At 54.3% G+C, this 23,095-nt stretch carries 20 protein-coding genes and 1 tRNA gene; 4 read left to right on the top strand and 17 right to left on the bottom strand.

The window, feature by feature from the left end; genetic code table 11:
- Nucleotides 1-48: 48 nt before the first annotated feature.
- Nucleotides 49-732, bottom strand: coding sequence for a TerC family protein (locus tag ACMYSN_RS12985; RefSeq protein WP_462495129.1), 684 nt, complete (start codon nt 730-732; stop codon nt 49-51).
- Between the two features lie 182 nt (nt 733-914).
- On the opposite strand from ACMYSN_RS12985, the gene ACMYSN_RS12980 reads away from it, so the two are divergent.
- Nucleotides 915-1,706, top strand: coding sequence for a DsbA family protein (locus tag ACMYSN_RS12980; protein ID WP_123757806.1), 792 nt, complete (start codon nt 915-917; stop codon nt 1,704-1,706).
- Nucleotides 1,707-1,818: 112 nt separating this feature from the next.
- Here the strand turns inward: ACMYSN_RS12980 and ACMYSN_RS12975 are convergent, their stop codons facing one another.
- Genes ACMYSN_RS12975 through ACMYSN_RS12935 form a run of 9 tightly spaced genes read right to left on the bottom strand, consistent with a single transcriptional unit; the run spans nt 1,819 to nt 10,901 of the window.
- The gene (locus tag ACMYSN_RS12975; protein ID WP_462495128.1) at nt 1,819-2,535 is read right to left on the bottom strand and encodes an EAL domain-containing protein; all 717 of its coding nucleotides are present in this window, start codon (nt 2,533-2,535) and stop codon (nt 1,819-1,821) included.
- A 1-nt stretch (nt 2,536) separates the two neighbouring features.
- Nucleotides 2,537-4,180: a PglL family O-oligosaccharyltransferase gene (locus ACMYSN_RS12970; RefSeq protein ID WP_462495127.1), complete on the bottom strand. Its 1,644-nt coding sequence runs from the start codon at nt 4,178-4,180 to the stop codon at nt 2,537-2,539.
- A gap of 1 nt (nt 4,181) precedes the next feature.
- A complete protein-coding gene (locus ACMYSN_RS12965) occupies nt 4,182-4,706 on the bottom strand; it encodes a fimbrial protein (RefSeq protein WP_462495126.1) in 525 nt (174 codons plus the stop codon).
- 26 nt (nt 4,707-4,732) lie between these two features.
- Entirely contained in the window at nt 4,733-5,797 is a 1,065-nt protein-coding gene (locus tag ACMYSN_RS12960; RefSeq protein WP_462495125.1) for a fimbrial protein, read from the bottom strand.
- Nucleotides 5,794-6,399, bottom strand: coding sequence for a fimbrial protein (locus tag ACMYSN_RS12955; RefSeq protein ID WP_462495124.1), 606 nt, complete (start codon nt 6,397-6,399; stop codon nt 5,794-5,796). The genes ACMYSN_RS12960 and ACMYSN_RS12955 overlap by 4 nt, the downstream gene beginning before the upstream one ends.
- 23 nt (nt 6,400-6,422) lie before the next feature.
- Nucleotides 6,423-7,211 (bottom strand): fimbrial biogenesis chaperone, encoded by a 789-nt coding sequence (locus ACMYSN_RS12950; RefSeq protein ID WP_462498253.1) that lies wholly within the window; start codon nt 7,209-7,211, stop codon nt 6,423-6,425.
- Nucleotides 7,208-9,694, bottom strand: coding sequence for a fimbria/pilus outer membrane usher protein (locus ACMYSN_RS12945; RefSeq protein ID WP_462495123.1), 2,487 nt, complete (start codon nt 9,692-9,694; stop codon nt 7,208-7,210). The genes ACMYSN_RS12950 and ACMYSN_RS12945 overlap by 4 nt, the downstream gene beginning before the upstream one ends.
- Nucleotides 9,695-9,734: 40 nt before the next feature.
- Nucleotides 9,735-10,331 carry a fimbrial protein gene (locus ACMYSN_RS12940; protein ID WP_462495122.1) on the bottom strand — a complete coding sequence of 199 codons (597 nt, stop codon included), beginning with the start codon at nt 10,329-10,331 and terminating at the stop codon, nt 9,735-9,737.
- 21 nt (nt 10,332-10,352) lie between these two features.
- The gene (locus tag ACMYSN_RS12935; protein ID WP_462495121.1) at nt 10,353-10,901 is read right to left on the bottom strand and encodes a fimbrial protein; all 549 of its coding nucleotides are present in this window, start codon (nt 10,899-10,901) and stop codon (nt 10,353-10,355) included.
- Between the two features lie 586 nt (nt 10,902-11,487).
- On the opposite strand from ACMYSN_RS12935, the gene ACMYSN_RS12930 reads away from it, so the two are divergent.
- On the top strand, nt 11,488-12,348 hold the full coding sequence (locus tag ACMYSN_RS12930; protein WP_462495120.1) for a winged helix-turn-helix domain-containing protein: 861 nt from the start codon (nt 11,488-11,490) through the stop codon (nt 12,346-12,348).
- Complete coding sequence (locus ACMYSN_RS12925; protein WP_462495119.1) at nt 12,338-12,856, top strand: hypothetical protein; 519 nt, start codon at nt 12,338-12,340, stop codon at nt 12,854-12,856. Before ACMYSN_RS12930 ends, ACMYSN_RS12925 begins: the two co-directional genes overlap by 11 nt.
- A gap of 1,309 nt (nt 12,857-14,165) precedes the next feature.
- On the opposite strand, the gene ACMYSN_RS12920 is transcribed toward ACMYSN_RS12925, so the two are convergent.
- From ACMYSN_RS12920 to aspA, 7 genes are all read right to left on the bottom strand, one after another.
- Nucleotides 14,166-14,241: transfer RNA gene (locus ACMYSN_RS12920), tRNA-Phe, on the bottom strand.
- A gap of 115 nt (nt 14,242-14,356) precedes the next feature.
- The gene (locus ACMYSN_RS12915) at nt 14,357-16,444 is read right to left on the bottom strand and encodes a DUF1176 domain-containing protein (protein ID WP_462495118.1); all 2,088 of its coding nucleotides are present in this window, start codon (nt 16,442-16,444) and stop codon (nt 14,357-14,359) included.
- Between the two features lie 151 nt (nt 16,445-16,595).
- Nucleotides 16,596-17,171, bottom strand: a complete 576-nt coding sequence (locus tag ACMYSN_RS12910) for a transcriptional regulator (RefSeq protein WP_123757980.1) — start codon at nt 17,169-17,171, stop codon at nt 16,596-16,598.
- A gap of 35 nt (nt 17,172-17,206) precedes the next feature.
- A complete protein-coding gene (locus ACMYSN_RS12905) occupies nt 17,207-19,018 on the bottom strand; it encodes a protein-disulfide reductase DsbD (protein WP_462495117.1) in 1,812 nt (603 codons plus the stop codon).
- On the bottom strand, nt 18,994-19,317 hold the full coding sequence (gene cutA, locus ACMYSN_RS12900) for a divalent cation tolerance protein CutA (protein ID WP_123757819.1): 324 nt from the start codon (nt 19,315-19,317) through the stop codon (nt 18,994-18,996). Before cutA ends, ACMYSN_RS12905 begins: the two co-directional genes overlap by 25 nt.
- A gap of 92 nt (nt 19,318-19,409) precedes the next feature.
- Nucleotides 19,410-20,711 (bottom strand): anaerobic C4-dicarboxylate transporter, encoded by a 1,302-nt coding sequence (locus ACMYSN_RS12895; protein ID WP_154145074.1) that lies wholly within the window; start codon nt 20,709-20,711, stop codon nt 19,410-19,412.
- A gap of 117 nt (nt 20,712-20,828) precedes the next feature.
- A complete protein-coding gene (gene aspA, locus ACMYSN_RS12890; RefSeq protein WP_462495116.1) occupies nt 20,829-22,265 on the bottom strand; it encodes an aspartate ammonia-lyase in 1,437 nt (478 codons plus the stop codon).
- Nucleotides 22,266-22,602: 337 nt separating this feature from the next.
- On the opposite strand from aspA, the gene ACMYSN_RS12885 reads away from it, so the two are divergent.
- Nucleotides 22,603-23,073 carry an FxsA family protein gene (locus tag ACMYSN_RS12885; RefSeq protein ID WP_462495115.1) on the top strand — a complete coding sequence of 157 codons (471 nt, stop codon included), beginning with the start codon at nt 22,603-22,605 and terminating at the stop codon, nt 23,071-23,073.
- Nucleotides 23,074-23,095 lie beyond the last annotated feature (22 nt).

The following is a 23,095-nucleotide window of genomic DNA, read 5'->3' as shown; positions in this document are numbered from 1 at the left end:
GAAACTTGACGCCGTCGGGGTTGACGGCGTGTGTCGCGGGCAGGGCGGTTATTTGGCCGGGCGGGTCCGGTAGTTGCGGCGCAGCCCTTCCAGCAGCACCAGCGCGGCGCCAAGGGCGCCGGCAATCAGCGAGAGTGAGCCGGACGCGTGCGGGAACAGGCGCACGATGGTCGGGTCGGTCACCCACATCGACCCGGCAATCCAGCCGATCAGCGCGCCGCCCAGCAGGATAACCACCGGGAAGCGGTTGAGGATAGCCAGCACCAGTTTGCTACCGGCAACGATAATCGGGATGCTGATCAGCACGCCCAGCGCTACCAGCAGCAGATGGCCTTTACCGGCGGCGGCGACGGCCAGCACGTTATCCAGCGACATGATCACATCGGCGACGGTTATGGTGACGGCGGTCCGCCACAGGCTGCCTGAGCTGCTGATCTCTTCATTCTCTTCCTGATTGGCAACCAGCTTGATGCCGATCCACAGTAGCAGCAGGGCACCAACAATTTTCAGCCACGGCAGTGAGAGCAGGTAGAGGGCGATGGCCAGCAGCAAAACCCGCGCCACGATGGCGCCGGCGGTGCCAATAATAATGGCTTTGGTCCGCAGTTCCGGCGGCAGCTTACGACACGCCATGGCAATCACCACCGCGTTGTCACCGCCAAGCAGCAGATCGATAGCGATGATTTGCAGCAAAATGACGACGATATCCCACTGATTAACTAACTCATTCATGCCTGACTCATATCATTAAAAAAAGATCTCAACGGCAAAGCGTACCCCTGATGCGCCATCGTGTCATATTGAAAAACAAAGTTACTAATCAATGCATCGTGTCACGATGATTCCCCGGCAAAGAGTGCTACCTTGTCCCGTTAGGCTCACCTGCCGTTTTACTCATCGCAAGGATTACCTTCATGGCTGGCATGAAAAAAATACTGACTGGCGCATTGCTTGGCGTCACGTTACTTCCGGTTCTGGCAACGGCCGCAGAGGCTCCCGCCGCAACGTTTACGCCGGAGCAAGAAGCTCGCATTGGCAAAATTGCCGCGGATTATTTAGTCGCGCACCCGGAGGTGCTGTTACAGGCCAGCCAGAAGCTGCAGCAAATTCAGCAAGAGCAGCAGGCGAGCGCGGCAACCCAGGCGGTAATGAAAAACCAGGCTGCGCTGACCCAGGATAAAAATACCCCGACCTATGGTCCGGCGGATGGCAAGGTCACCGTTATCGAGTTCTTTGACTACCAGTGCATCTACTGCAGCCGTCTGGCGCCGGTGATGGAGCAGGTGATCAAAGCGCATCCGCAGACCCGTTTTGCGTTTAAAGAGTGGCCTATTTTCGGCAGCCGTTGGGAAACCTCGCTGACCGCCGCGAAGACTGGCCTGCAAATTTATCAGCAGAAAGGGGCAGAAGCTTACCTGACCTACCATAACGGGATTTATGCTACCGGGCATAACGAAGGCAAGCTGACGGCGGCAGATGTCCAGCAGCAGGCGAAGAAAGTGAATTTCGACGCCAAAAAAGCGGCGGATGTTGACGCAGTACTGCAGAGCACCAACACGCTGGCCCAGGAGATTGGTCTGAGCGGCACGCCAGGCGTGATCGTCATGCCGACCACCGGCGCGACCGAAGCTACTATTACCGTCTTCCCGGGGCTTGCAGATAAAGACTCGCTGGAAGCGGCGATTAAGAAGGCCGGCGGCAACTGATTGCTGGTCGTCGACAGCACCGCGAACCCGCCATTCGGCGGGTTTTTTTATCGTCACGGCATCCCCGTCTTGCTGCCCCGTTTGCAATATGTTGGTTGTGGTGCGCGATGCATCACGCGTGTTGATGGGACGTCGGCATGGTGTCGCGAAGTAAAAATCCTTGTACCGCATCGGCGCCGCTCTCGAGGCTGAGGGCATAATCTTGCCGGGTCTCTACCCCTTCAATCACCACACGGCGGCCTACCTGGCGATAGCGGGCGATCAGCCTCGTCAGCTGGTGCTCTTCGGCTCTGAACTGGTGGAACAGCGTATTCGAGATTTTTACGGCATCAAAGCGCATCCCAGATGATTGCCAGGCGGGCAGTTGCTGCGGATATAGATCATCCAGCCAGACGTTAAACCCTGCCCGACGGAGTATGCGCAGGGAGGTCAGCACATTGTGTTGTTCGCTGTGGCCGAGGTGCAGCAGGGTCCCCGGATCTTGGATTTCAATGATAATGCGCGCCGGGTCCGCCTGGGTTACCAGCGACTGCACAAAGGTCGGCTGGATGATCATGTTGAGAGATAGATTGATCGAGAATCGCCCTGAGAGAGGGGTAACCTGGCGGACTTGCCACAAAAAGAGCTGCTGTTTCGCCTGAGCAGAGAGATGACGAAAGAACGCATCCAGTGAATCGTGCGTCTTCACCTGGCTTAAGACTTCCCGGACGTTAGTTTCAACATCGGCGAAGAAGTGGATCATTTCCAGCCGGATACCGCAAATTTGCTCCAGTTCATGATGGCGCTCCGCTGCCGGTGGGGTCAGGGTGTTTTCTCTCTGTCTGCTCATGTTAATCATTCCGTTGATTGAAAGGGCGTCGTCTGTCCTGTAGCCAGGCGATCCGACGGTCAAGCGGGTATTCAAGATAAAAGCGGGCCGCCAGCTGGCGGGCCGTGGTGACATCTTGCTGATGCAGGGCAATCAGAATGCGTGTGAAAGAGACATTCGGATCGGGATGAATGCGGACGTAGTCGGTTGCCCAGCGGTGAAACGCGAGGAGCCAGCGCTCGTCTTTCGTCTGCTGGTAGTGCTGCAGATAGCCCATGTTGATATCGAACCGGTAGCGAGTGGCAAGCAGCCAGGCGTCAGGGGGGACCGGTGCCTGAAGTCGATACTGTTCGCCAAGTCTTTCAAGGGCGGTCAGGCGCTGTTGGGTGTGCAGCGTGGTTAGCAGAAGCGGGATGAGCAGCAGCGTCAGGATTAGTGTTGCGATGCGGATCGTCGCCGTTGCGGTCCCGGTGAGCCGCTTTCCCTGAACCGGGCGATCGGCACAGCGTATCAGGATGATCAGTAGCAGCCAGTGCGGCGTTGATTGCCAAACGGGGTATTCCGTTAGCATATGAATCAAGACCGGCGTCCCGGCCAGTAAACAGGTGCGATGCCAGATATTACCCGTCAGCCAGAGCCAGAGGCCGCCGGCGATAAAACAGGCAACCCCGAGTAGCCCGACAATGCCTCCTTCCACCCACCACAGTATCAACTCGTTATGCGGGTGCGAAATCCGGCTCAGCCCGGTGTGGCCATACTGCGTCAGGAACAGAGACGGAAAGCTGCCAACCCCTGAGCCCAGCCAGGGATGACGGGCAATCAACGCCCACGAAAAGCGCAGGATCTCCCAGCGTGTCGAGGCGGACGTCAGATGGTCAATTGTTGCGACGGACAGCAAGCGGTGTACGGCTTCGCCTGCGGCGACCCCCAGTAACAGCAGCAGCAATAACCGGAGCAACGGCTGGCGTGCAGGAGACACCAGCAGCAGCAGGGGCCAGCCGATAAACAGGGCCAGGTATCCAGTTTGCGATTGGCACCCATGCACCACGAATCCCATCAGTACCATGCCGGTACCGATACGGTATCGGGAGCCGGTTCGCAAGGCCAGTATGGCGGAGATCAGCGTGCCGCTGGCCGTGAAGCTGGCCATCAGATTGACCTGCTGGAAAACGCCATACGGACGAGTCTCTCGCCATAACGGAAATTCCCAGAGCTGCGCGAGGGGCAGATGCAGGTACTGGATGAGAAACACCAGGCACTGGATCAGGTTGGCTCCCCATAGCATTGAGAGCAGGGCGGTCAGCGTTTTTCCCGTGAGCGGTATCTGCAGCAGTACCAGGTAAAATAGGGCTCCACCGATGAGCGCACCGCCGACAAGTGTGGCCTCTGCACGCCAGATCGCCGCCGTCAGCAAACACAGCACCGTCAGCAGGAACGTACCCGCGAGTATAAAGCGCAATGGCGTGGTGATGCGCCAGGGGTGTCGGCGTAGCACGCAGGAGACGCCGCCCATCACCAGCGCGGCATAGATCCAGGCGATAATATTCAGCGGTAGCGACAGGCCACTTCCTCCGTTATTGGGCCAGTAAAGAGGGAGCGCCGCTCCCCAGAATGCCAGACTCAGGCCCAGCAGGACGCGGCGTGCCGGAGAAAAAAGAATGCTCATGCTATTGATAATTCAGGGTCCAGGTTCCACTGGCGCTGAAAGGACCATATTCGATGGTCTGGTTTTTCAGGGCCTCGGGCTCCGCTTCTACCCAGCTCAGGAAGGTTAAATCCATGGGCCCTTCGGTAACGGTCTGGCGGGAAGTGCTTTGGCCCAGTTGAATGGCTGTGCCATTCTGCTCACTCAGCCCAATGGCGATGCCCGATGCGCTGCCTGGCCCCGCGGAATTTAACGCCAGATGATTGGGCAGGTGCGCATTTTCCGTGCCGTTAAAGGTGACGGACAGGGTGGCAAAAACGTTGGGATTACAATCCCGCAATGAGAGGGTGAATGCGTGCGGCTGGCTGCGCCCGGTCAGGTAGAGGTCTTTTACGGCGATATGGCCGAAATCAACTTCAATTTTGTCCGCGTTGGGCGCAAGGCTGCAGGCCAGCGCCATGACGGTGCCGTGAAAATGCATATCGCCGCCAACGAGTTTGGTATCCGCCTTGACGGGACTGACGGGCAGCAGAAGGAGCAACGTCATGAATAGCCGGTATGTCATCAGGTACCTCACTGAAACTGTGCCACGACGGTGGCAGAGGCTTCAAATTCCCCCTCTTTCACACTGCCGGCCCCGGGATTGGCAACCGGCGCGGCGGTGAGATTCCAGTCCCCCTGGTTTTGATAGAACCCTTTGATGTTATAGAACTGATTGGGTACCACGGTGCGGCCGCTTTCTTCTTTGAGGATGATGCCGAGATCGTCGCGCTTTTGTCCGTTGCTCAGCGTTCCGAGAAACTGGTTGTTGAAACTGGCGGTTCCGGAGGCGGTACTGGTCTGGACCGCCAGATTGATATTCAGCGCGCCCTGGTCAAAGCTCCCGCCCTCGCATTCAACATGGATGGGGATGGATTTGCTAAAGTTGGTGCCGTTGAGCTTATCGCCAGAGCCGGGTAAGTTACCGAATTCAATCGTGATTTTGTCACCGCGGTTAAAGGTGCATTTGTCCGGTACGGTAATAATCCCGGATTTAATCACCACGCGAGAAATGGAGGTGGTCGGCGTGGGACCGGCCGTGCCCATTCGTCCCGCCACGTCGAGCAGCGACTGAGAGGCAATGTTGATGCCGTTAATAATCGGTTTGGTGACGATAAAGACTACTTTTCCTTTGGAGCCGCTTTCCACGTTTCTGATCTTCGCGACACCCGTACGCGTCGAGCACGAGTTGTTGGTCAGGCGATTGGATACATTGGTGAACGGCGCCCGGACGTAGTCGCGGTAATTTCCGGCAATCCACACCGACACTTCAACGTCCAGGTATTCATTCAGGCGATAGCGATTGGGCCCCTCTGATGAGAGCGGCATGGTTGAAAGCGTGGAGTAATGGATAGCTCCCCGGCGAATATTCTCCAGGGGGCAGTGGAAATTGACCGTATACTGGCCGTTCAGATTCCAGGTGAAAGGGTTAGTCCGGCCACCGATATGGTTCTTGCTCATATCTAACGATTTCAGTTCGATATCATACTGGTGCGGCATTCCCCCCTGCGGCTCACCTTCCCCTTGCGTGAAAGCTGACGCGGCCAGAGGGCTGAGTAATAACGCCGAGCCGAGCAGTGCGTTGAAAAATACGGTCATAAATACTCCAGCTGCAGTCTGAGCAATCCGTGAAACTCACCCGCGCTCACTTCCGTCCCGGTCGATTCCAGCGCGGAGAGAAAGTGAATCGCATTGTTGCCAGGCTTAACGATCCACATGCGTTGTGGCTGGCTGAGGTGGATCAGCTGTTGGCCTTCATTCATCACGCGGATGCCTGCTCCCTCGACATCACCATGAATACGCGCGAGATCGCTATTTTCCCGCGCGCTCTCCGCCATCAACGTTAATGACACCCCTTGTCCCGTTGTACTGTGTGCGAACAACGGGGCGGCAGAGGTTTGCCCGGCGACGTCCTGGAGCTTGTGGCCCGACCCTTTCAGACAATCGTTGAGGTTTAAGGTCACCAGCACCGGGTGGCTGCGATCGCCTGCCTGATGAAAAGCCCTGGCGGAAATCTCCCCGAGATCGATGCTTTGGTCGCGCGATGCCATGTCCAGTACGCACGGAGAAACATAAACACGGCCGTGGAAGTGAACGTTGCCATATTCACCAGAGACATGGCTCATATCCCGACGACCGTTATCGGCCTGAACAGCGCAGGCGTAGCCGGCCAGCAGCAGCGCACATAGATGCTTTTTCATTGTTGAACCCCCGATCACACGTGTTACCTGGGCTGCTGGGCGGCCGGCAATGCCCGGCAGGTGTCGCCTGTGCAGCGATATTTGAGTTCCGGATGACCGCCAAAATCATTCACGTACATCATGGTGAACTGGCTGATGCTGGCGTCGGTGACCTTGAAGTCCATCGAGGATTTGGGGGCCACCATCATTCCCGGGAAATCCGTCAGCCTGCCACTGCCTTCTGCTTCAGGTTTGCGGCTTAGCCCAATCACGGTCACAAAGTAGGGGGTCGGGTTTTCCACTGACCACTGGCGCCCTTTTTTGTGAAACACCACCTGGTTTTGCCACACCGCACCGGGCTCCGGCGGCACAATGGCGGAAGGGCGATAGAACAGTTTGATGCGGGACTGCATCGCCAGCTGCAGCACATTGGGCTTATCCGGCTTGGGGGGAATTTCACGCACGTTAAGGTAGAACAGGCTTTCGCGGTCCTGCGGTAACGCGGCAATCCCACTGGTTTTGGTGACGCGGGCAATCCCTTTCTGGCCGCCATTAATGCGTTGCAAAGGCGGGAGCACCATCAGCGGCGATGTCACTTTGGCGCCGCTGGCATCCTCCACCCAGGATTGCGCCAGGAACGGGGTTGTGGAGCTGGTATTCAATAAATTCGCGCTCACCGAGCGATCGTTGTCGTTGATGATGAGCCGGGTGCGGTCAAGGGCAACGCCTGCCCAGGCGGAATCGACGGCGGCGGCCAGTAGCAGGCCGCATGTAACGGACATCAGCCAACGCCGGACAGATAAATAAGATTGTTTTTTCATCACGCTATTCATTTTGCTGGTTGAGAGAATTGGCAAGGCAGTAAGACATTGCCCTGGGGGTTGATTTGTCGGGGAACCTGCAGGTGACACTGCGTCCGGCCTCCCCATGCAACGGAGAGCGTTTCATCCGGTTTAACGCCAGCGATCCAGCTTTCACCGTTGTCCATGACCATGGCGACGCTGACGCCGTTGGCATTAAACACTTCTGCACCAAAAGGAGGGGCAGAACCGTCGGCAAGACGCAGCATGGCCATCATCTTTTCCCCCTGCGCCACGGCAAAGCGTTGGTAGCCGATGGCTCCTTCCGTTAGCGTGCTGGTGACAATCGCTTTGGTGGCGGCGATATCTTCATCCATGGCATCGACATCAATCCGGGTATCAAAGCTGTTGTAGCTGACGATGTCTGGCACGACCGCAATCCCATAGCGGTTGGAGTGTGCCTGTTCGCCGTTAAGCGGGACGTTGGCGACGCCATCGGTATCGACCATCACACGGGCGGTGTTCATCGAGGCCTGGCTGTTGTGCAGCGCGGCACCATGCCGCGTGGCGGTAAAACCACCGCGCACGGTTCCCCCGATGGAAAGGTAGCGATCCTGCTGCCAGCTGACGTTGGACTCCAGTTCCGCCATCATGCTGCGGTGCTGGTAGTAACCATCAAAGGCCGTTCGCCCTTCATCTGACAGGCCTGCACGTATGCGCCATGGGTTATTGCGATCGCGGTTATCCGAATAGGAAACCATCTGGCTGGTCCGGTTGCCGCTGTTTTGCAGTTGATATTCAGTCGATCGCCCGTCTCGCCACGGGATGGACAGGGACAGAGAAAAGCTGTCATCGCGCTTTCCCTGATATTCAGAACGATACGCTGCAAGGTTGGCGCTGACCCCTTCCACACCGGCGAACGAGAAGGTATGCCCGACGGACAGGCCATAGCGGTCCTGCGAGCGCCGATCCCAGTAGTTCTGGTGGGCATAGGTCAGATACAGCGTGGTGGCAAGGCGCGGATCGTCAGCAAAAAAAGTTTTATTCCCGGTGAGGGTATACATCTCTTTTTCACGCCCGGAGCTGTCATTGTTTTCATACTGCTCATCGAGGAACTGCGAGAAAGAGCGGAAATTTCTCTGGGAAAAACGATATCCGGCAAAGGTAATGGCGCTGTTGTACTCGTCAAAGGTCTTGGCGTAGCTGAGCTTGAAGGACAAGCCTTTTTGTTGGTTTTGATCTTTTACCCGGCTTATCGACTGGGTGACATCCGCCGAGAGCGCGCCAAGCAGGCTCAGGTCACGCCCGATCCCCAGAGACCAGGCGTTATAGCGATTACCGGTCAGCAGCGCGCCGCCATACAGGGACCACGCGTTGCTGACCCCCCATGAGAAATCACCGCTGTAAAACGTAGGCCCCTGGAGGTCGTGATTGTAGCGCGAAGGTTTCCCTGCCGAGGTGTTGTAACGTACATAGCCCGGGCGCGTCAGATAGGGAATATCCGCGGTATTGACCTGAAAGGTCTGCACTGTCCCATCCTGCTCTTCCACCCGGACATCCAGAGTACCGCGCACCGAACTGCGTAAGTCTTCGATATTGAAGGGGCCTGCAGGGACGGTGGTTTGATAGATCACGCGTTGTTGTTGGCTCACCGTCACTTTGGCATTACTTCTGGCAATGCCGTGCACCTGCGGAGCATAGCCCTGCAGATTCGGCGGCAGCATACGCTCGTCGCTGGCGAGGTTAGCGCCGGTAAAACGAATAGAATCGAAGAGCTGTGAATTCAGGTAGATTTCACCAAGCGTGAGCTTTGCCGCCAGCATGGGCAGTGGGCGATAGGCGTAAAACTGATCCCAGTCAAAGCGTGTGCCTTGCGTATCGGAGGTGTAATTAGCCTGATACTGGCTACGAAAACGCCAGGCACCGATGTTAAATCCCGTCTGACCATAGCCGGACAGGGATTGGTAGCTACCGCCATCCTGCTGATAGCGTGTTGCCTGGCCAGACAGGTTGTAGTCAAAAATGAGCCCGGCGATACCGTTGTCCCAACGTTCAGGTGGCGTCCAGTTTGGGTCGCTATATTTCATCCATGCCTGGGGGATGGTGATGTCCAGGACCCCGGCGCTATTGTTCAGCACAATGCCGGGTAAGTGCGAGATGTCGAGGCAACGTTCAGAATGCGCCCGGACGTAGGTCAGCGCCTCTTCCTTTAGCGCTAACAGGTCGAGTTGTTCTGCACTGAGGCAGGCCAGTGTTTTATGCGGGTGGTCGGCATCGGTAATGTAGTGGATCTGCTGCTGAGCGATCTCCTGGCCGTTGATGTGCACATCCAGCAAATAATCACCCGGAGCCACATAGTTACCTTCTGAAAAACGCTGTAAATCAACATTTTGTCGGTCGCTGGCATCCAGTACGGCAGTATTGAATTCCACGGCATCGTCAGCGGTGGCTGGAGAAGAGCAGGCCAGGGTAATAAAAAGTGCCAGAAGCGTTTTGGATGTATTCAGATTAGTCATCTTTTTTACTCACCTTCAGGACCTTTATTACCAGAACTGCTTAGAGATAATTCACAACAAAATGCATGTTGGCGTTAAATTCACCGGAGCTGATATGTCCATCTTCGGAAATTAAATGTGCGGTAAATCTGAGCGTATTTTTCCCTGGATTTAGCGCATAATCCGGCGAGGGAACGCCAGGTTGAATGGGATTGCCATATTTATCAAATATCGTGATTGATAAATCTCCAGCATCAGTTTTCACATTTAAATGATCTTTGCGCTGGCGATCTGAGACACTATAAAAAGTAATACTGGCACTATGAAATATACTGCCAGGATGTTGTGAGTCGCCTAAGGAACATCCCAGTAAATGAATGCTAAAATCATGTGCTGAAATGTTTTTAGGGGAGCCGCTAATATCTCTTGCTGAAATATTATTGAATTCCACCGTGAGATCCTGGTCATTATGATCAACATAACAAGCGGCTTCGATTATTGTTCCCTGCAAATGCATTTTCCCTGGCGTTTTGGCGTTGTTGCCGGTATTAGCCAGAGTCCATGTCGATGGAAGGAAAATAAAAAGCAAGAGCATCCGCCATCCAGGCATCACCGCACTCCCTTTATCGCATTGATAAAACGTTTTGAGCAGGTGCACTGAGGCACCTGCCCGATATCGTTACTGGTAATCGATCTGGAAGTTCACGGTGGACTCAAAGTCACCAGGTGTTACGGTATCGGAGGCATTATTTGCCTGCAAATAAGCAACGAAGTCGATATCGGTTTTGCCGTCAGTAATATTGACCTGGGATGCTGCTTCGCCCCATTTCACGTCCTGGTTACCGCTGTCAATCATGCCAATACCTGCGCCATGGGCGGTACCGGAAGTGAAGGCGGCGAGAGCGGCATTGTCCGGGTCGATGGTTGCCGGGGTATAAGTCACGGTTGCCGTTTTAGCGACGGTAGTATCGCAGCCCTGCAGCATAATTTTTGCATGCTTGGTTCCGGCGCGCTGATTGTCTTTTAATTGCGATGTCGGGATTTCACCAAAATTAACCTGTACCGGGCTGGATTCCGGAGCCAGACCGCACGCAGAGTTGACCAGGGTGCCGCTAAACTGAATTTTACCATTGGTCGGGTCAACATTTTTTGCCGCGAAAGCAGAGGTTGCAGTCATTGTCATACCGGCCATCAGCGCACAGGCGACAGCTACATTTTTCATATTCATGTTTATTCTAACCTTGTTTCTGTTTTGGGTTATTACAACGATGCTTCTGCAAAAGATATTTCTTCGCCAGAAATACCTTTTTAGCGAATGGTCACGTCAGTTTCTTTACATCTTCTGGTGAAGATGGTCTGTGTGTCAGCCGGTAAATAATTAAACTGTCATTATCATGAGCTGCCATGTGCATCGTTTCGGTGACCTATATTAAGTCGGTAAGAAAATGAGGCAATGCAAAGTTAGGGTTTGAATCAAACTCAGGGGAACCTGTTGCAGTGATGACGTTGTGGTGCGTTTTTATGCGAATTTAGCTGTATTATTATACTGAATATGGTTTTATATTCTGTATTTATCTATTTTTATAGTGTTTTTATCTGTCTTTGTGATTTTTATTTATCTGTGTATCCCTGTCTTCAGGTATTTATAAATTCTTTGTAAATAAAAACTGGGATATCAAAGTGTAGGGGTGACAATAAGATAGCCACTTTTTGCATGCGGAGTATTCAGTCATGAGGTGGGAGTTAATAAAATGTTATTAAGTGGATAATAAAGCGATCTTTGGTAAACGCAAAAATGATAAATGAATTGTGATATGCTTACGCCTCAATCATTTATTCAGGGAGATTCCTGTATCAAGGAGACATCATTGGTTTCTCATATCCCAATATGCAAGATTAAATCTGTGATAATTGACGGCGGGCTGGTGTTCAGGCCGCAAAAGAATTCGTTAAAAGACGTTGGGTCCGGGAAGACAGGTCATCTCAATAATGTCGCATCACAATTACTACTTTATTTGTTGCAAAACGGTAGTGAAGTGTCCACACGCGATGAGGTTCTGCTTAATGTTTTTCAACGTAATGGCGCCAGGGCAACGGATGCGAACCTGAATCAGCATATCTCTTTTATACGTAAAGTGATCACCTCTATTGGCCATCCGGCTGAGGTGATTGTGACGGTACCTCGAATGGGATTCAAAATCGGCGAGTTTGGTATTAATTTTCAGTTGCTCGAAGCACCTGAAAACGATAAGGGACTCACTGTTGATGCCGGTAACGTAAAAGAACACAGCAGGAAAACAAGCCGCTGGGCGATCGGACTGACGGGATTAATTACCAGCATTGCGGTGCTGGCAACATATTGGTGGACCTGGATACCCAATAACATTCCGATGATTGACGTTTCGGTCCTGAGGACCATCGAGTGGCAACAATGCCATATTCATATTCTCGGGAATGCCAGCACCGACAATATTACGGATAAAAGTGCTCAGGATATTTTTAAGGATACCGGGATTGCACCGGACTGTTCTGTGAAAAAAGACCTGTATCTCAATGCCTGGGCCAGTAATCATGACCTGATAAACTGGAAATTTGCAGCTGAGTGTGGGCGTAACAATGGCTATTACTATTGCCACAGCCAGTATCATCATCGCGAGGAGTGGTATGAAGACTGAGAGGGATCTGTCGCCATTTTTTTGGTCACTGGTGATCATCATTATTGGAGGGGCGGTGATAGCTTTTTTACTGGTAAGCCGTGATGCCAAAAAAAATGAAATTAGCTTTTCCTGTTCATCTGAATTCAGCTCATCCCTTGATATCCATAAATCAAAGATGAATCTTGAGGGGATTTTGTTGATTACCAGCTATCACTCCGGTAATTTTTCCTTGTCTGTACAGGGAACGCTGAAAGCTGAAGGTGGCCAGTATGTTGTTAACCGCAAACTTTTCTTTCGCTATTCCCGGCCACTGGGGCACGCGGCGGGCGTGTACAACATTAATCCATCAGGTCGTGAAAATTCGCCGGATGATAATGCGCCAGATGCCATCGATTATCTTTTCTTTGATGCCTATGAGCGTGGGGATAAGCTATATATGGTCAAACGCATTGATCGCGAAACGGTCATCATCGGAGACCAGTTCTCACCGCGCTACGCCTGTGTGATGAACCACTTTACCCACTAGCGCTCGCGTCATATTTTCTGACATAAGGGCGAATCCGTGAGAGGCGATAGGGAGGATGTTGTGTTCTCCTCCTTTAGTCTCTTTTGGTGAGAGACTGGAACATTTACGTGGAGGTCTGGCAGCGTTGTTTATAACTACAAATTGCGATGGTTGCGACTCCGGATTAAAAGCCAGACCGACCTTATCATTGTGATGGCTCATCTGGGGAAAACAGACCCCGAGGTGAATATCATGAAACTGACTGATGCCGTGCCGGATATCTGGGACAACTCACCCTGACCGTTAAAGATAAAAAGATTACGGCCTGGCATGAACAATTGCTGGATTAGGGTGGCCTGTAATGAACAGGTCGGCGACTTAGGGATCCGGGATATCGCCATCCGGAGCTGATGCCGCCGAAAGCCCGGGTCCACTTTATCGGTCTGGAAAAGTAGCTCTGCGGGAAATTTAATGGTCCTGCCCGCACGCCTGTCGAGCGGACCAGAAAGGGTGAGCGGTTTAGTGCGAATTACCTAATCAACACTGTGTTAAAATACAGTATTGACAGAGAGTTAATAACGAGTAAATTGACCTTAAGGCCGATAAGGAATTAATTTAGCTAGAGTGTTATTAACCGGTATGATTTATCAGGTAAAACTTACCTGATAAAGTAAGTCAGATGCGATAAAGGCCACGAAGTAATTGTTGTTTGGGCTCTTCAGCATTGAGCAGAAAGTTTATGCCGCGTGTGAAGAGGTTTTAAGGCCACGTAGTAAAGCTCTACAATCGCATAATGTGGACGATGGCGCGATGATGTAAGGCCTTGTTGTTGAAAGTTATTTCGCGGTTCGATAGGTAGCTGTTACGGCAACCAGAAGATGGCGAAGATAGTAAGGCAACGCATCAAAGAGTATATATCGCGCGGGCGATGTACTTATTGAGAAGCGTCGTAAGGATAATTCTCAATGAAATAAACAGGATAGAAATTTTTCTAATAGGATTTCAGGAGGATAGCAGCATCTGAAGTACTGATATATCCTGTGAAAACATGTACATCTTTAGCAGTAGTATTAAATAACTAAGTTGATTAATGTTAGATATTAATTTGAAAGTATCATAAAAGCCTCAGTATTTTATTACTGGGGCTTTTTCATTTTTACGGCTAGTGGTGCCCGGACTCGGACTAACGCCGCAGGCGTTGAACAGCGCGCTTGTCGCGCTGGCCCCGAAGGGGTGAGCGGTTTATCGCGAATAATCGAACGGAGTTCGATGGAGAGTCCGGATCGCAGAAAGCAAAAAACCAGCCCTTAGGCTGGTTTCTTTAAATTAGTGGTGCCCGGACTCGGAATCGAACCAAGGACACGGGGATTTTCAATCCCCTGCTCTACCGACTGAGCTATCCGGGCAACGGGGCGCATTAAACCGTAATCCACTCTGTGCGTCAACCAAATTTCTTGATTTTCCTGCTGATTGCTTAACTTTGCGGCAGTTACGCCGCAAAAGGGGGATTTTCCCTGTGTATCACATCATCCCGTTGTCGCCTTCACGGGGTTTCCAGCCGCTGATGGCCGAGATCATATGGCGTACGCCGGAAATCGTGTAGCCACCGATGACGTCTTCGTCTTCGCGAGGGGAGCTGATCATGATCTCGGCATCGACGCCGTGACGGTAGGCGCCGTGATGGCTGACCACCGTGCCGATAAAGCATTTTCCGGCGATCCAGACGGGAATATAGGCTACCGTTTCATAGACATAATAAGAGGCCACGCCGCTGTAGTAGTTATCCGCTTCATCAGATGAGGTGCCGGGCGGTATCGGACAGATTGGCTCATCCTCAGCGTTGCCTTTTTTGTCTTTCAGCAGATTGCTTTGCATCAGATCCAGCGACTTGAGCAGGTCCGCCTGATCCTGGGCATTCAGCGCCGGGGAGAGCGGCTGGCCCTGTTCTGGTGAACTCAGGGTTTTCAGCTCGTAACGATAGCGAATCGTCACTGCTGGCGTTCTGTCGGTCGGGCTGAAGGGCCGCAGCAGATAAAGATTGTCCTCGCCAAACTGGCCGTTGTACCACAGCGCATACACCTGCCCGTTGATTCTGACCCACTGGTTCCACTGATTGGCGCCGCGCCCGTTGAGTGAAAACAGTGCGCCAGGCACCCCGGCGTCAAAATCATCGTCGTCGTCGCTGTCGCCCCGATCGACGCTATCAAACGTACTGTCGCCGCGTTTCAGTACCCCGGTATAGCTGAAGAGCCCGGTGCCGCCGATATAGCTGTCGATGATTAAATCGCGCTTGCCGTCGTTATCCAGATCGACAAGCGTAAAGCTGACCTTGCCGTTTTCCGAGTCGGCGTCGATATCGGAGTGGAGGAACGCCTGCCATTCATCGTCGCTGATACCGACAGCGGGTTTGTTGGTCGACACCAGAGAATCATCGGCGTAGGTCAGCGTGAAGTTGGTGATGTGCCCGGTCAGGGGGAATTGCTCGGCCACCTTTTTTAGTGCCAGCTCCGGGTTGGCCTTCTGCTCTTTCAGCACCGCGTTATACAACGCTTTCAGCGCGATGTTATCGGCCTCTTTCTGCTGTTTTGGCCGTACCTGGCTGACGAAGGTTGGCAACATCCAGGTGCCGCCGGGCGTGATTTCACGGCACATCCCGGTGCTGTACTTCAGGCTCTGAACAAAGGTGGTGCCGTCCCAGACCCGCTCTTCACCGCTGACGCAGTCGGCGATGCCGCGGCCTTTATTGAAGAACGTGATCACGCCGTCGGCGTAGCTGGAGGCATCGGTGGTAATGGCGACAGGTGGCGTACGCAGGGCGTTATCCACCACCCACATCGCGTAGCCGTCGTTATAGGCCGCACGCCAGCACAGTGCCTGAATGAGCGAATGGCTCTTATCCAGCGGCGTAGATGTTATCTGGCGCTCCTGCGCTGGAATCGCGTTATTCTGCCAGTCGTCACAGTGGCTGTTCAACTGAGGGATGAGCGCTGGCAACAGCTTCTGGCGCTGTTTTGCCGTCAACGGCTCGGCCGACGCGTTGTGTGGCGTTGGGGCGGCGATAATCTCCGGCGCAGGAAGTGGGTTAAGCGTGCCGTCATCGTCGGCATCGCCTTTGCGGGCCAGCGCATCTGCGGTACCCAGTCGCTGCTGAAATTCATCAATCTTGAGGAATACCGCGCTGCTGCCGGCGCTGGAGAGCGGCTTACGCTGGCCATTGAGCGCGATTTCGATCTGCCGGCTGTGCTCCAGTGCCTCAATTAGCGCGGCGGTCTGGGTACTATCGAAACGGAAGTGGCTGTCGTCTTTCGCCTCCAGGGTGCCGCGATCCTGGCCGTCGATCTGCAGGCTCACCGTGGCATCGGAGGGAATATCATTATCGGTCTGGGCGAAGGTCACCTGGGCGTTTACGCGTTGCCCGGCGCCGGCGTCACGGGTCAGCAGAACGCTAATCTCACCGATGTTGACGCCATAGCCAGCGGCCCGGCAGGTGCCGGTGTTATCGCAGGCGACTTCCCAGTCTTTATAGGCGAAAGAAAACCCTTGAAGTGGTGCTGCCTGGAGCAATAACGGACACAGCCCGATGATAGCAGCCCAAAGGAGACGTCGCATTTCAATCCCGGTAGACAGAGTGGTGTAGGGGGATTATACGCTGCGGACATCAAGTTGCATCTGTGTTAGTCGGCCGTTCATTCCCCGTTTACCCACCAACGGGCGTCGCCCTGAATTTCAGGCGCGTGGAACGACGACCTGCCGACTACTATCAGGTTAACGCACCGCCGCTCCGGCACTGGGCAAAGCGCAGAATGTCTTCTGCCAGCCGCTGCGCGGTATCGACATCTTCCTGGCTACGTTTGACCAGCATACGGCTCAGGCAGCCTTCGACGATCAGCTCCATCTGTTTGGCGACCATCGCCGGATCGTCCACTTCCAGCAGCGTCAACAGCTCGTGAGTATAGGCCAGCGAGGCCTGTTTTTGCTGTTCCGCCAGTTGATGAACAGGATGCTGCGCATCCGGGAAAAAGGTGCAGGCGGCGATAAACAAACAGCCGGGATAGCGATGGTTGCTCACGCATTTGGTCAATGCGCCGTAGCGAGCCAGCAGCTTTTGTTCCGGCGTGAGCGAGTCGTCGAGCAGCAACTGCCGACGCCAGACATCAACCTGATGGCTGAGATAGCGCAGCGCATCGTACAGCAGCGCGTCGCGATCGGGCCAAAAACGTTTGAGGTCATCGAGCGGGTAAGAGACGCGTTCGGCGACCATTTCCAGCGTGGTGTTGGCAATACCTTCTATTTCGAGAATTTGTATGGCTTCACCCAGGACATCTTCACGTTGCACGGTCTTCTCCTCCATTTTTCCTCCTAAAGTGTCGTTCACGGTTGCCAATCACGCAAATGGGCGCTGAATGCGGCTGCATCCATAAACCCGGTCACACGTTGCGCGGGCTGTTCTTCTCCCCGTGCATTAAAGAACAGAATCGTGGGCAGGCCGAGCACCTGCAGGTGCTTCAGCAATGCCACATCGTCGGCGCTGTTCTTCGTCACATCGATCTGCAGCAGAACGGTCCCTTTCAGGGCCTGTTGTACTTCTGCCGCGCTAAAGGTGTATTTCTCGAACTCTTTGCAGGCTACGCACCAGTCGGCGTACAGGTCGAGCATCACCGGCTTGCCTTTTGCCTGCGCCAGCGCGCGATCGAGTTCTGCGATGTTACCGACGCGCGTAAAGGCCAGGTGCGCCTGCTGTTGCGCGGCGGGCGCGCCAAATGCCCAGTCCTGCAGCGGGCGAGCGCTGACCAGCGCGGCGCCGAACATCATGATTTGCGCGATACGCAGCCACGGACGGGTGGCACCGAGCAAGGTAATAAAGGCCCAGCTAAAGAAGGCTACGCCCAGCAGCGACCACAGGCGCAGCCCCCAGGGTTCACCGACGATACGCTCCAGTAAAAAGACCGGCAGCGCCAGGATCACAAAACCAAATACGCTCTTCACGTGGCCCATCCACGGCCCGCTCTTCGGCAACAGGCGGTTGCCAAAAACGGTCACCAGGATCAGTGGAAGCCCCATGCCCAGCGCATAGAGATACAGCGTGCCGCCGCCGAGCCACAGATTACCGCTTTGGGCAATATACAGCAGGATGGCGCTCAGCGGCGCGGTGGTGCAGGGCGAGCAGATCAGCCCGGCAATGGCCCCCATCGCAAAGACGCCGCCGGGGGAACCACCCTGGCGTTTGTTGCTCATCAGCGTCAGGCGGGTCTGCACGGCAGAGGGGAGTTGTAGGGTAAACAGGCCAAACATCGACAGCGCCAGCAGGATAAAGACCACCGAGAGGCCAATCAGCACATAGGGGTGCTGCAGCGCCGCCTGGAACTGTAAACCGGCGGCGGCGACCACCAGGCCCAGCGCGGTATAGGTCAACGCCATCCCCTGGACGTAGATAAACGCCAGTAGCAACGCCCGGGCGGTGGACAGCCGCTGTTTACCGCCGAGCACTATGCCGGAGATCAGCGGGTACATCGGTAAGACGCACGGCGTGAAGGCGATACCGATGCCGATCAGCAGCGCCCAAAGGGCAGTGAAGGGCAGGCTGGCCGGATCATCGCTAGCGTCGGGCTTCTCCTGTGGCGGAATCGGCTGTACCGGCGGGGCGGTTTTGGCGACCAGCTCCGGACGTTTTTCTACCGGCAGGGGCGGATTAAATTTCGGTTGCCCGACGGCAGGAAGCGCTGCCTGGGCCGGCGTTGACTCGCTGCCGGACGTCGCCAACACCGCGCGAAGCGGGACGATTTTGGTCTCTGGCGGATAGCAAAAACCGGCGTCGGCGCAGCCCTGGTAGGTGACGGTGAGCGTCGCGTCTTTTGCCGCCTGGCTGAAGGTCACCGGTACGCTCAGGCTCTGGCGATAGATCTCGCTCTTGCCGTAAAACTCATCTTCATGCCAGGTGCCCGGCGGCAGCGTTGGTGCGACGAGCGTGGCCTCTGCCGCCGTCAGTTTGATCTGCTGACGATAGAGGTAGTAACCATCCTTGATGTGCCAGCTCAGGTTGACGTCGTGCTGGTTCTGCTGGAAATCAAAAGCAAAAGCCTGATCCGCAGGAACGAAATTAGAATGACCTGGGGCGTCAAATAACCCGGCGAAAGCGGATGTGCTGCACAGCAGCAGAATCAGCGTAATGATGCGTTGAGCCATGAGAGGTAATCAGTGTCTCCGTGGGTGACGGGTAAAACCAAGAGTTCGGGCGTTTGATACGGGTGATGAGCCTTCAGACATTCCAGTAAGGCCTGCTGGTGAGCCAGGTCGGTTTTCAGCAGCATTTGAACTTCATACTCCTGTTCCAGCTTCCCTTCCCAGTAGTAGAGCGATGTTGCACCAGGCAGGAGGGTGGCGCAGGCGGCGAGCTTTTCTGCCAGCACTTTTGCCGCCAGATCCTGGGCGGTGGCTTCATCGGGCGCGGTACAGAGAACAACAACAGCATCAGGCGTAGTCATCGTGAACCTCGTATCAGCGAAAAGAGGCACTATAGCACGCAAGGTGGGGGATTAATGAAACGGGCCAGGAACTGGCCCGAATTTAAACAGATTTACAGCATGATGCCGCCAAAGATGAACCCCAGAATGACGCACAGGGTAATAGCAATCACGCCGGGGATCAGGAACGCGTGGTTAAAGACGTATTTGCCGATGCGCGTTGAACCGGTGTCGTCCATCTCAACCGCTGCCAGCAGCGTCGGGTAGGTAGGCAGGACGAACAGCGCGGAGACCGCCGCAAACGAGGCGATAGCGGTCAGAGGGGTGACGCCGAGCAGCAGCGCCGCCGGCATCAACGCTTTGGTGGTGGCAGCCTGGGAGTACAGCAGGGTTGCCGCGAAGAACAGCACCACCGCCAGCAGCCACGGATAGTTGTGCAGCAGGTCGCCGGCAACGGCCTGGATATCGGTGATATGCGCTTTGACGAAGGTATCGCCGAGCCAGGCGACGCCCAGCACGCAGACACAGGCGCTCATCCCGGATTTAAAGGTGCTGGCGTTAAGCACTTCGCCTGTATCGATTTTACAGGTGATGCTGATAAGCGTCGCAATGGTCAGCATGAACACCACGATCGCTTCGTTACGCGGCAGTACCGGGTTCTGAATCAGCCCGACGGTATCGCTGATCGCCGTAGCGTAGAACATCACCGCGACAATACCGACCAGAAACAGCAGCACCGAGCGTTTCGCATGAGGTTTCAGTTCGAACACCTGGCTGCCGCGCAGTCTCACTTCACCTTTTGCCAGGCGCTCCTGATAAATCGGGTCGTCTTTCAGTTCACAGCCGAGGAAGTTACAGACCACGGCGGTGAGCATCACGGCAATCAGCGTCACCGGAATACAGATCGCCAGCAGCGTCAGGTAGCTGACGCCAAGCGGTTCGAGGATCCCGGCAAAAAAGACCACCGCGGCGGAAATCGGCGAGGCGGTAATCGCAATCTGCGAGGCGACAACGGCGATAGACAGCGGGCGTGACGGGCGAATACCTTGCTCTTTCGCCACTTCGGTAATCACCGGCAGGGTCGAGAATGCGGTATGTCCGGTTCCTGCCAGAACGGTCATAAACCAGGTGACCAGCGGGGCAAGGAAGGTGATGTATTTGGGATGGCGCCGGAGCATGCGCTCGGCCAGGCTGACCAGATAGTCCATGCCGCCGGCCACCTGCATCGCAGCTATCGCGGCGATAACCGCCATGATGATTTCAATGACGTCGAAAGGGATCGCGCCGGGTTTAATTTGAAAGATGAGCGTCAGGACGAGCACGCCCAGACCACCGGCAAAGCCAATGCCGATGCCGCCGAGCCTGGCTCCCAAATAGATAGCCAGCAGGACAACCACGAGTTCTGCTCCAAACATATGCGCCTTCCTTGTTTTTTAACAAGTTGATATTGAATTGTTGTGATTTGGTAAACCTAAGAATGCAAAAAAGGCATGTCATTGCTGACATGCCTTTTGGTAGTTTAACCCGAAAGCTTACTGTTCGCTTTCATCGGTATATCGCTTCGCTTTATAGGCCGGATGCATCAGGTTCTGGGCAGAGAAAATATCGTCCAGCTCTGCTTCGGTGAGCAGCCCGCGCTCCAGTACGACTTCGCGTACACTCTTGCCCGTCTCGGCGCAAATCTTGCCGACGATATCGCCATTGTGGTGGCCGATAAACGGGTTGAGGTAGGTGACAATCCCAATTGAGTTATAGACATAGCCTTCACAGACTGCTTTGTTGGCGGTAATGCCGTTGATGCATTTTTCCAGCAGGTTGTAGCAGGCGTTGGTCAGGATATGGATAGACTCGAACATGGCCTGGCCAATCACAGGCTCCATGACGTTCAGCTGCAGCTGACCGGCTTCGGAAGCCATAGTGACCGTGGTGTCGTTGCCGATAACCTTAAAGCAGACCTGGTTAACCACTTCTGGCACCACCGGGTTGACTTTGGCCGGCATGATGGATGAACCCGCCTGCAGCTCCGGCAGGTTGATTTCGTTCAGGCCAGCGCGCGGACCGGAAGAGAGCAGGCGCAGGTCGTTACAGATTTTGGACAGTTTCACCGCCAGGCGTTTCAGCGAGCTGTGGACCATCACGTAGGCGCCACAGTCTGAGGTCGCTTCAATCAGGTCTTCCGCCGGAATAACCGGCAGGCCGCTGACTTCCGCCAGTTTTTGCACTGCCAACTGTTGATAGCCATCCGGGGTATTCAGACGCGTACCGATGGCGGTGGCGCCGAGATTCACTTCAAGCAGCAGCTCAGCGGTGCGCAGAATGCATTTGGTCTCTTCATTCAGCAGAACGTTAAAGGCGTGGAACTCCTGGCCGAGGGTCATCGGTACCGCGTCCTGCAGCTGAGTGCGGCCCATTTTCAGGACATCCTGGAATTCAATGGCTTTATGCTGGAAGCCTTCGCCCAGTTGGTTGATGGCGTCGGTTAATTTCAGCAGTGAGGCATAAACGGCGATACGGAAGCCGGTCGGGTAGGCATCGTTGGTGGACTGGCATTTGTTAACGTGATCGTTGGGGTTAAGATACTGGTATTCACCCTTCTGATGGCCCATCAGCTCAAGGCCAATGTTGGCCAGAACCTCGTTGGTGTTCATGTTGACGGAGGTACCCGCGCCACCCTGGAACACATCAACCGGGAACTGGTCCATGCATTTACCGTTATTCAGAACTTCGTCACATGCGGCAATAATGGTGTTTGCGACGCTTTTAGGAATGGTTTGCAGTTCCTTGTTGGCCATCGCAGCGGCCTTTTTCACCATCACCATACCGCGCACAAACTCAGGTATATCACTGATTTTGCTATTGCTGATGTAGAAGTTTTCAATCGCTCTCAGAGTATGAACACCATAGTAGGCGTCAGCTGGAACTTCCCTGGTACCCAACAGATCTTCTTCGATACGAATGTTGTTTAACATGTGAACCTTCTTTTTCAAGCTGCCAATGAATTCACCAAATACACAGAATTTATGAGATTTAGCGTATTTTCTTGCCGAAGATTATTTCCTTAATCGGCCCGGTGCCCACGATCATATGCTGATGATAGCGAATGTCAGCAACCTTGATCACTTATTATGTATTGCAGGGTATAAGAATTATTAATCTGTGAAATGAGTCACCGCTTTGCCATTTATGACAAAATAAGCCTTTCCACAGATTGAAATCTGGCGTTTTAACCCAATATTGATGTGATGCGAAAAGCAAACCAATGACTGCGGGGGCTGATAATGGCCGCCGCTAATGAAGGAGACGCCGGTGCGTTGGATTCCGTTAATTGCCATTTTTTTATACGTTTACATCGAGATATCGATCTTCATCCAGGTGGCCCACGTGCTTGGCGTGCTGATGACGCTGATTCTGGTGATCTTTAGCTCGGTGGTCGGGATGTCGCTGGTGCGTAACCAGGGCTTCAAAAACTTGATGCTGATGCAGCAGAAGATGGCGGCAGGAGAAAGCCCGGCCGCCGAAATGATCAAAAGCGTCTCGCTGATCATTGCCGGTCTGTTGCTGCTGCTGCCGGGGTTCTTTACCGATTTCCTCGGCCTGCTGCTGCTGTTGCCGCCGGTGCAAAAGCACCTGACCCTGAAGCTGATGCCGCATTTGCGCTTTAACCGGATGCCGGGCGGCGGTTTTAGTGCCGGAACCGGGGGCGGTGAGACCTTTGACGGCGAATACCAGCGCAAAGATGAAGAGCGTGACCGTCTGGATCACAAAGACGACCGCTAAGCTGTTCAGCCCGGTCATCCAT

Source organism: Klebsiella sp. R445, assembly GCF_051131755.1.
Classification (GTDB): domain Bacteria; phylum Pseudomonadota; class Gammaproteobacteria; order Enterobacterales; family Enterobacteriaceae; genus Klebsiella; species Klebsiella lignicola.
Note: the sequence above shows the minus strand (reverse complement) of the source record. Positions and strands in the feature narration are given on the sequence as shown.

Coding starts and splice junctions, on each gene's coding strand:
- ACMYSN_RS12945 (WP_462495123.1), bottom strand. CDS start 9,694: ATGACTAATCTGAATACATCCAAAACGCTTCTGGCACTTTTTATTACC.
- ACMYSN_RS12925 (WP_462495119.1), top strand. CDS start 12,338: ATGAAGACTGAGAGGGATCTGTCGCCATTTTTTTGGTCACTGGTGATC.
- ACMYSN_RS12905 (WP_462495117.1), bottom strand. CDS start 19,018: ATGGCTCAACGCATCATTACGCTGATTCTGCTGCTGTGCAGCACATCC.
- ACMYSN_RS12970 (WP_462495127.1), bottom strand. CDS start 4,180: ATGAGCATTCTTTTTTCTCCGGCACGCCGCGTCCTGCTGGGCCTGAGT.
- ACMYSN_RS12930 (WP_462495120.1), top strand. CDS start 11,488: ATGCTTACGCCTCAATCATTTATTCAGGGAGATTCCTGTATCAAGGAG.
- ACMYSN_RS12895 (WP_154145074.1), bottom strand. CDS start 20,711: ATGTTTGGAGCAGAACTCGTGGTTGTCCTGCTGGCTATCTATTTGGGA.
- cutA (WP_123757819.1), bottom strand. CDS start 19,317: ATGACTACGCCTGATGCTGTTGTTGTTCTCTGTACCGCGCCCGATGAA.
- ACMYSN_RS12935 (WP_462495121.1), bottom strand. CDS start 10,901: ATGAATATGAAAAATGTAGCTGTCGCCTGTGCGCTGATGGCCGGTATG.
- ACMYSN_RS12985 (WP_462495129.1), bottom strand. CDS start 732: ATGAATGAGTTAGTTAATCAGTGGGATATCGTCGTCATTTTGCTGCAA.
- ACMYSN_RS12915 (WP_462495118.1), bottom strand. CDS start 16,444: ATGCGACGTCTCCTTTGGGCTGCTATCATCGGGCTGTGTCCGTTATTG.
- ACMYSN_RS12980 (WP_123757806.1), top strand. CDS start 915: ATGGCTGGCATGAAAAAAATACTGACTGGCGCATTGCTTGGCGTCACG.
- ACMYSN_RS12960 (WP_462495125.1), bottom strand. CDS start 5,797: ATGACCGTATTTTTCAACGCACTGCTCGGCTCGGCGTTATTACTCAGC.
- aspA (WP_462495116.1), bottom strand. CDS start 22,265: ATGTTAAACAACATTCGTATCGAAGAAGATCTGTTGGGTACCAGGGAA.
- ACMYSN_RS12975 (WP_462495128.1), bottom strand. CDS start 2,535: ATGAGCAGACAGAGAGAAAACACCCTGACCCCACCGGCAGCGGAGCGC.
- ACMYSN_RS12965 (WP_462495126.1), bottom strand. CDS start 4,706: ATGACGTTGCTCCTTCTGCTGCCCGTCAGTCCCGTCAAGGCGGATACC.
- ACMYSN_RS12955 (WP_462495124.1), bottom strand. CDS start 6,399: ATGAAAAAGCATCTATGTGCGCTGCTGCTGGCCGGCTACGCCTGCGCT.
- ACMYSN_RS12950 (WP_462498253.1), bottom strand. CDS start 7,211: ATGAATAGCGTGATGAAAAAACAATCTTATTTATCTGTCCGGCGTTGG.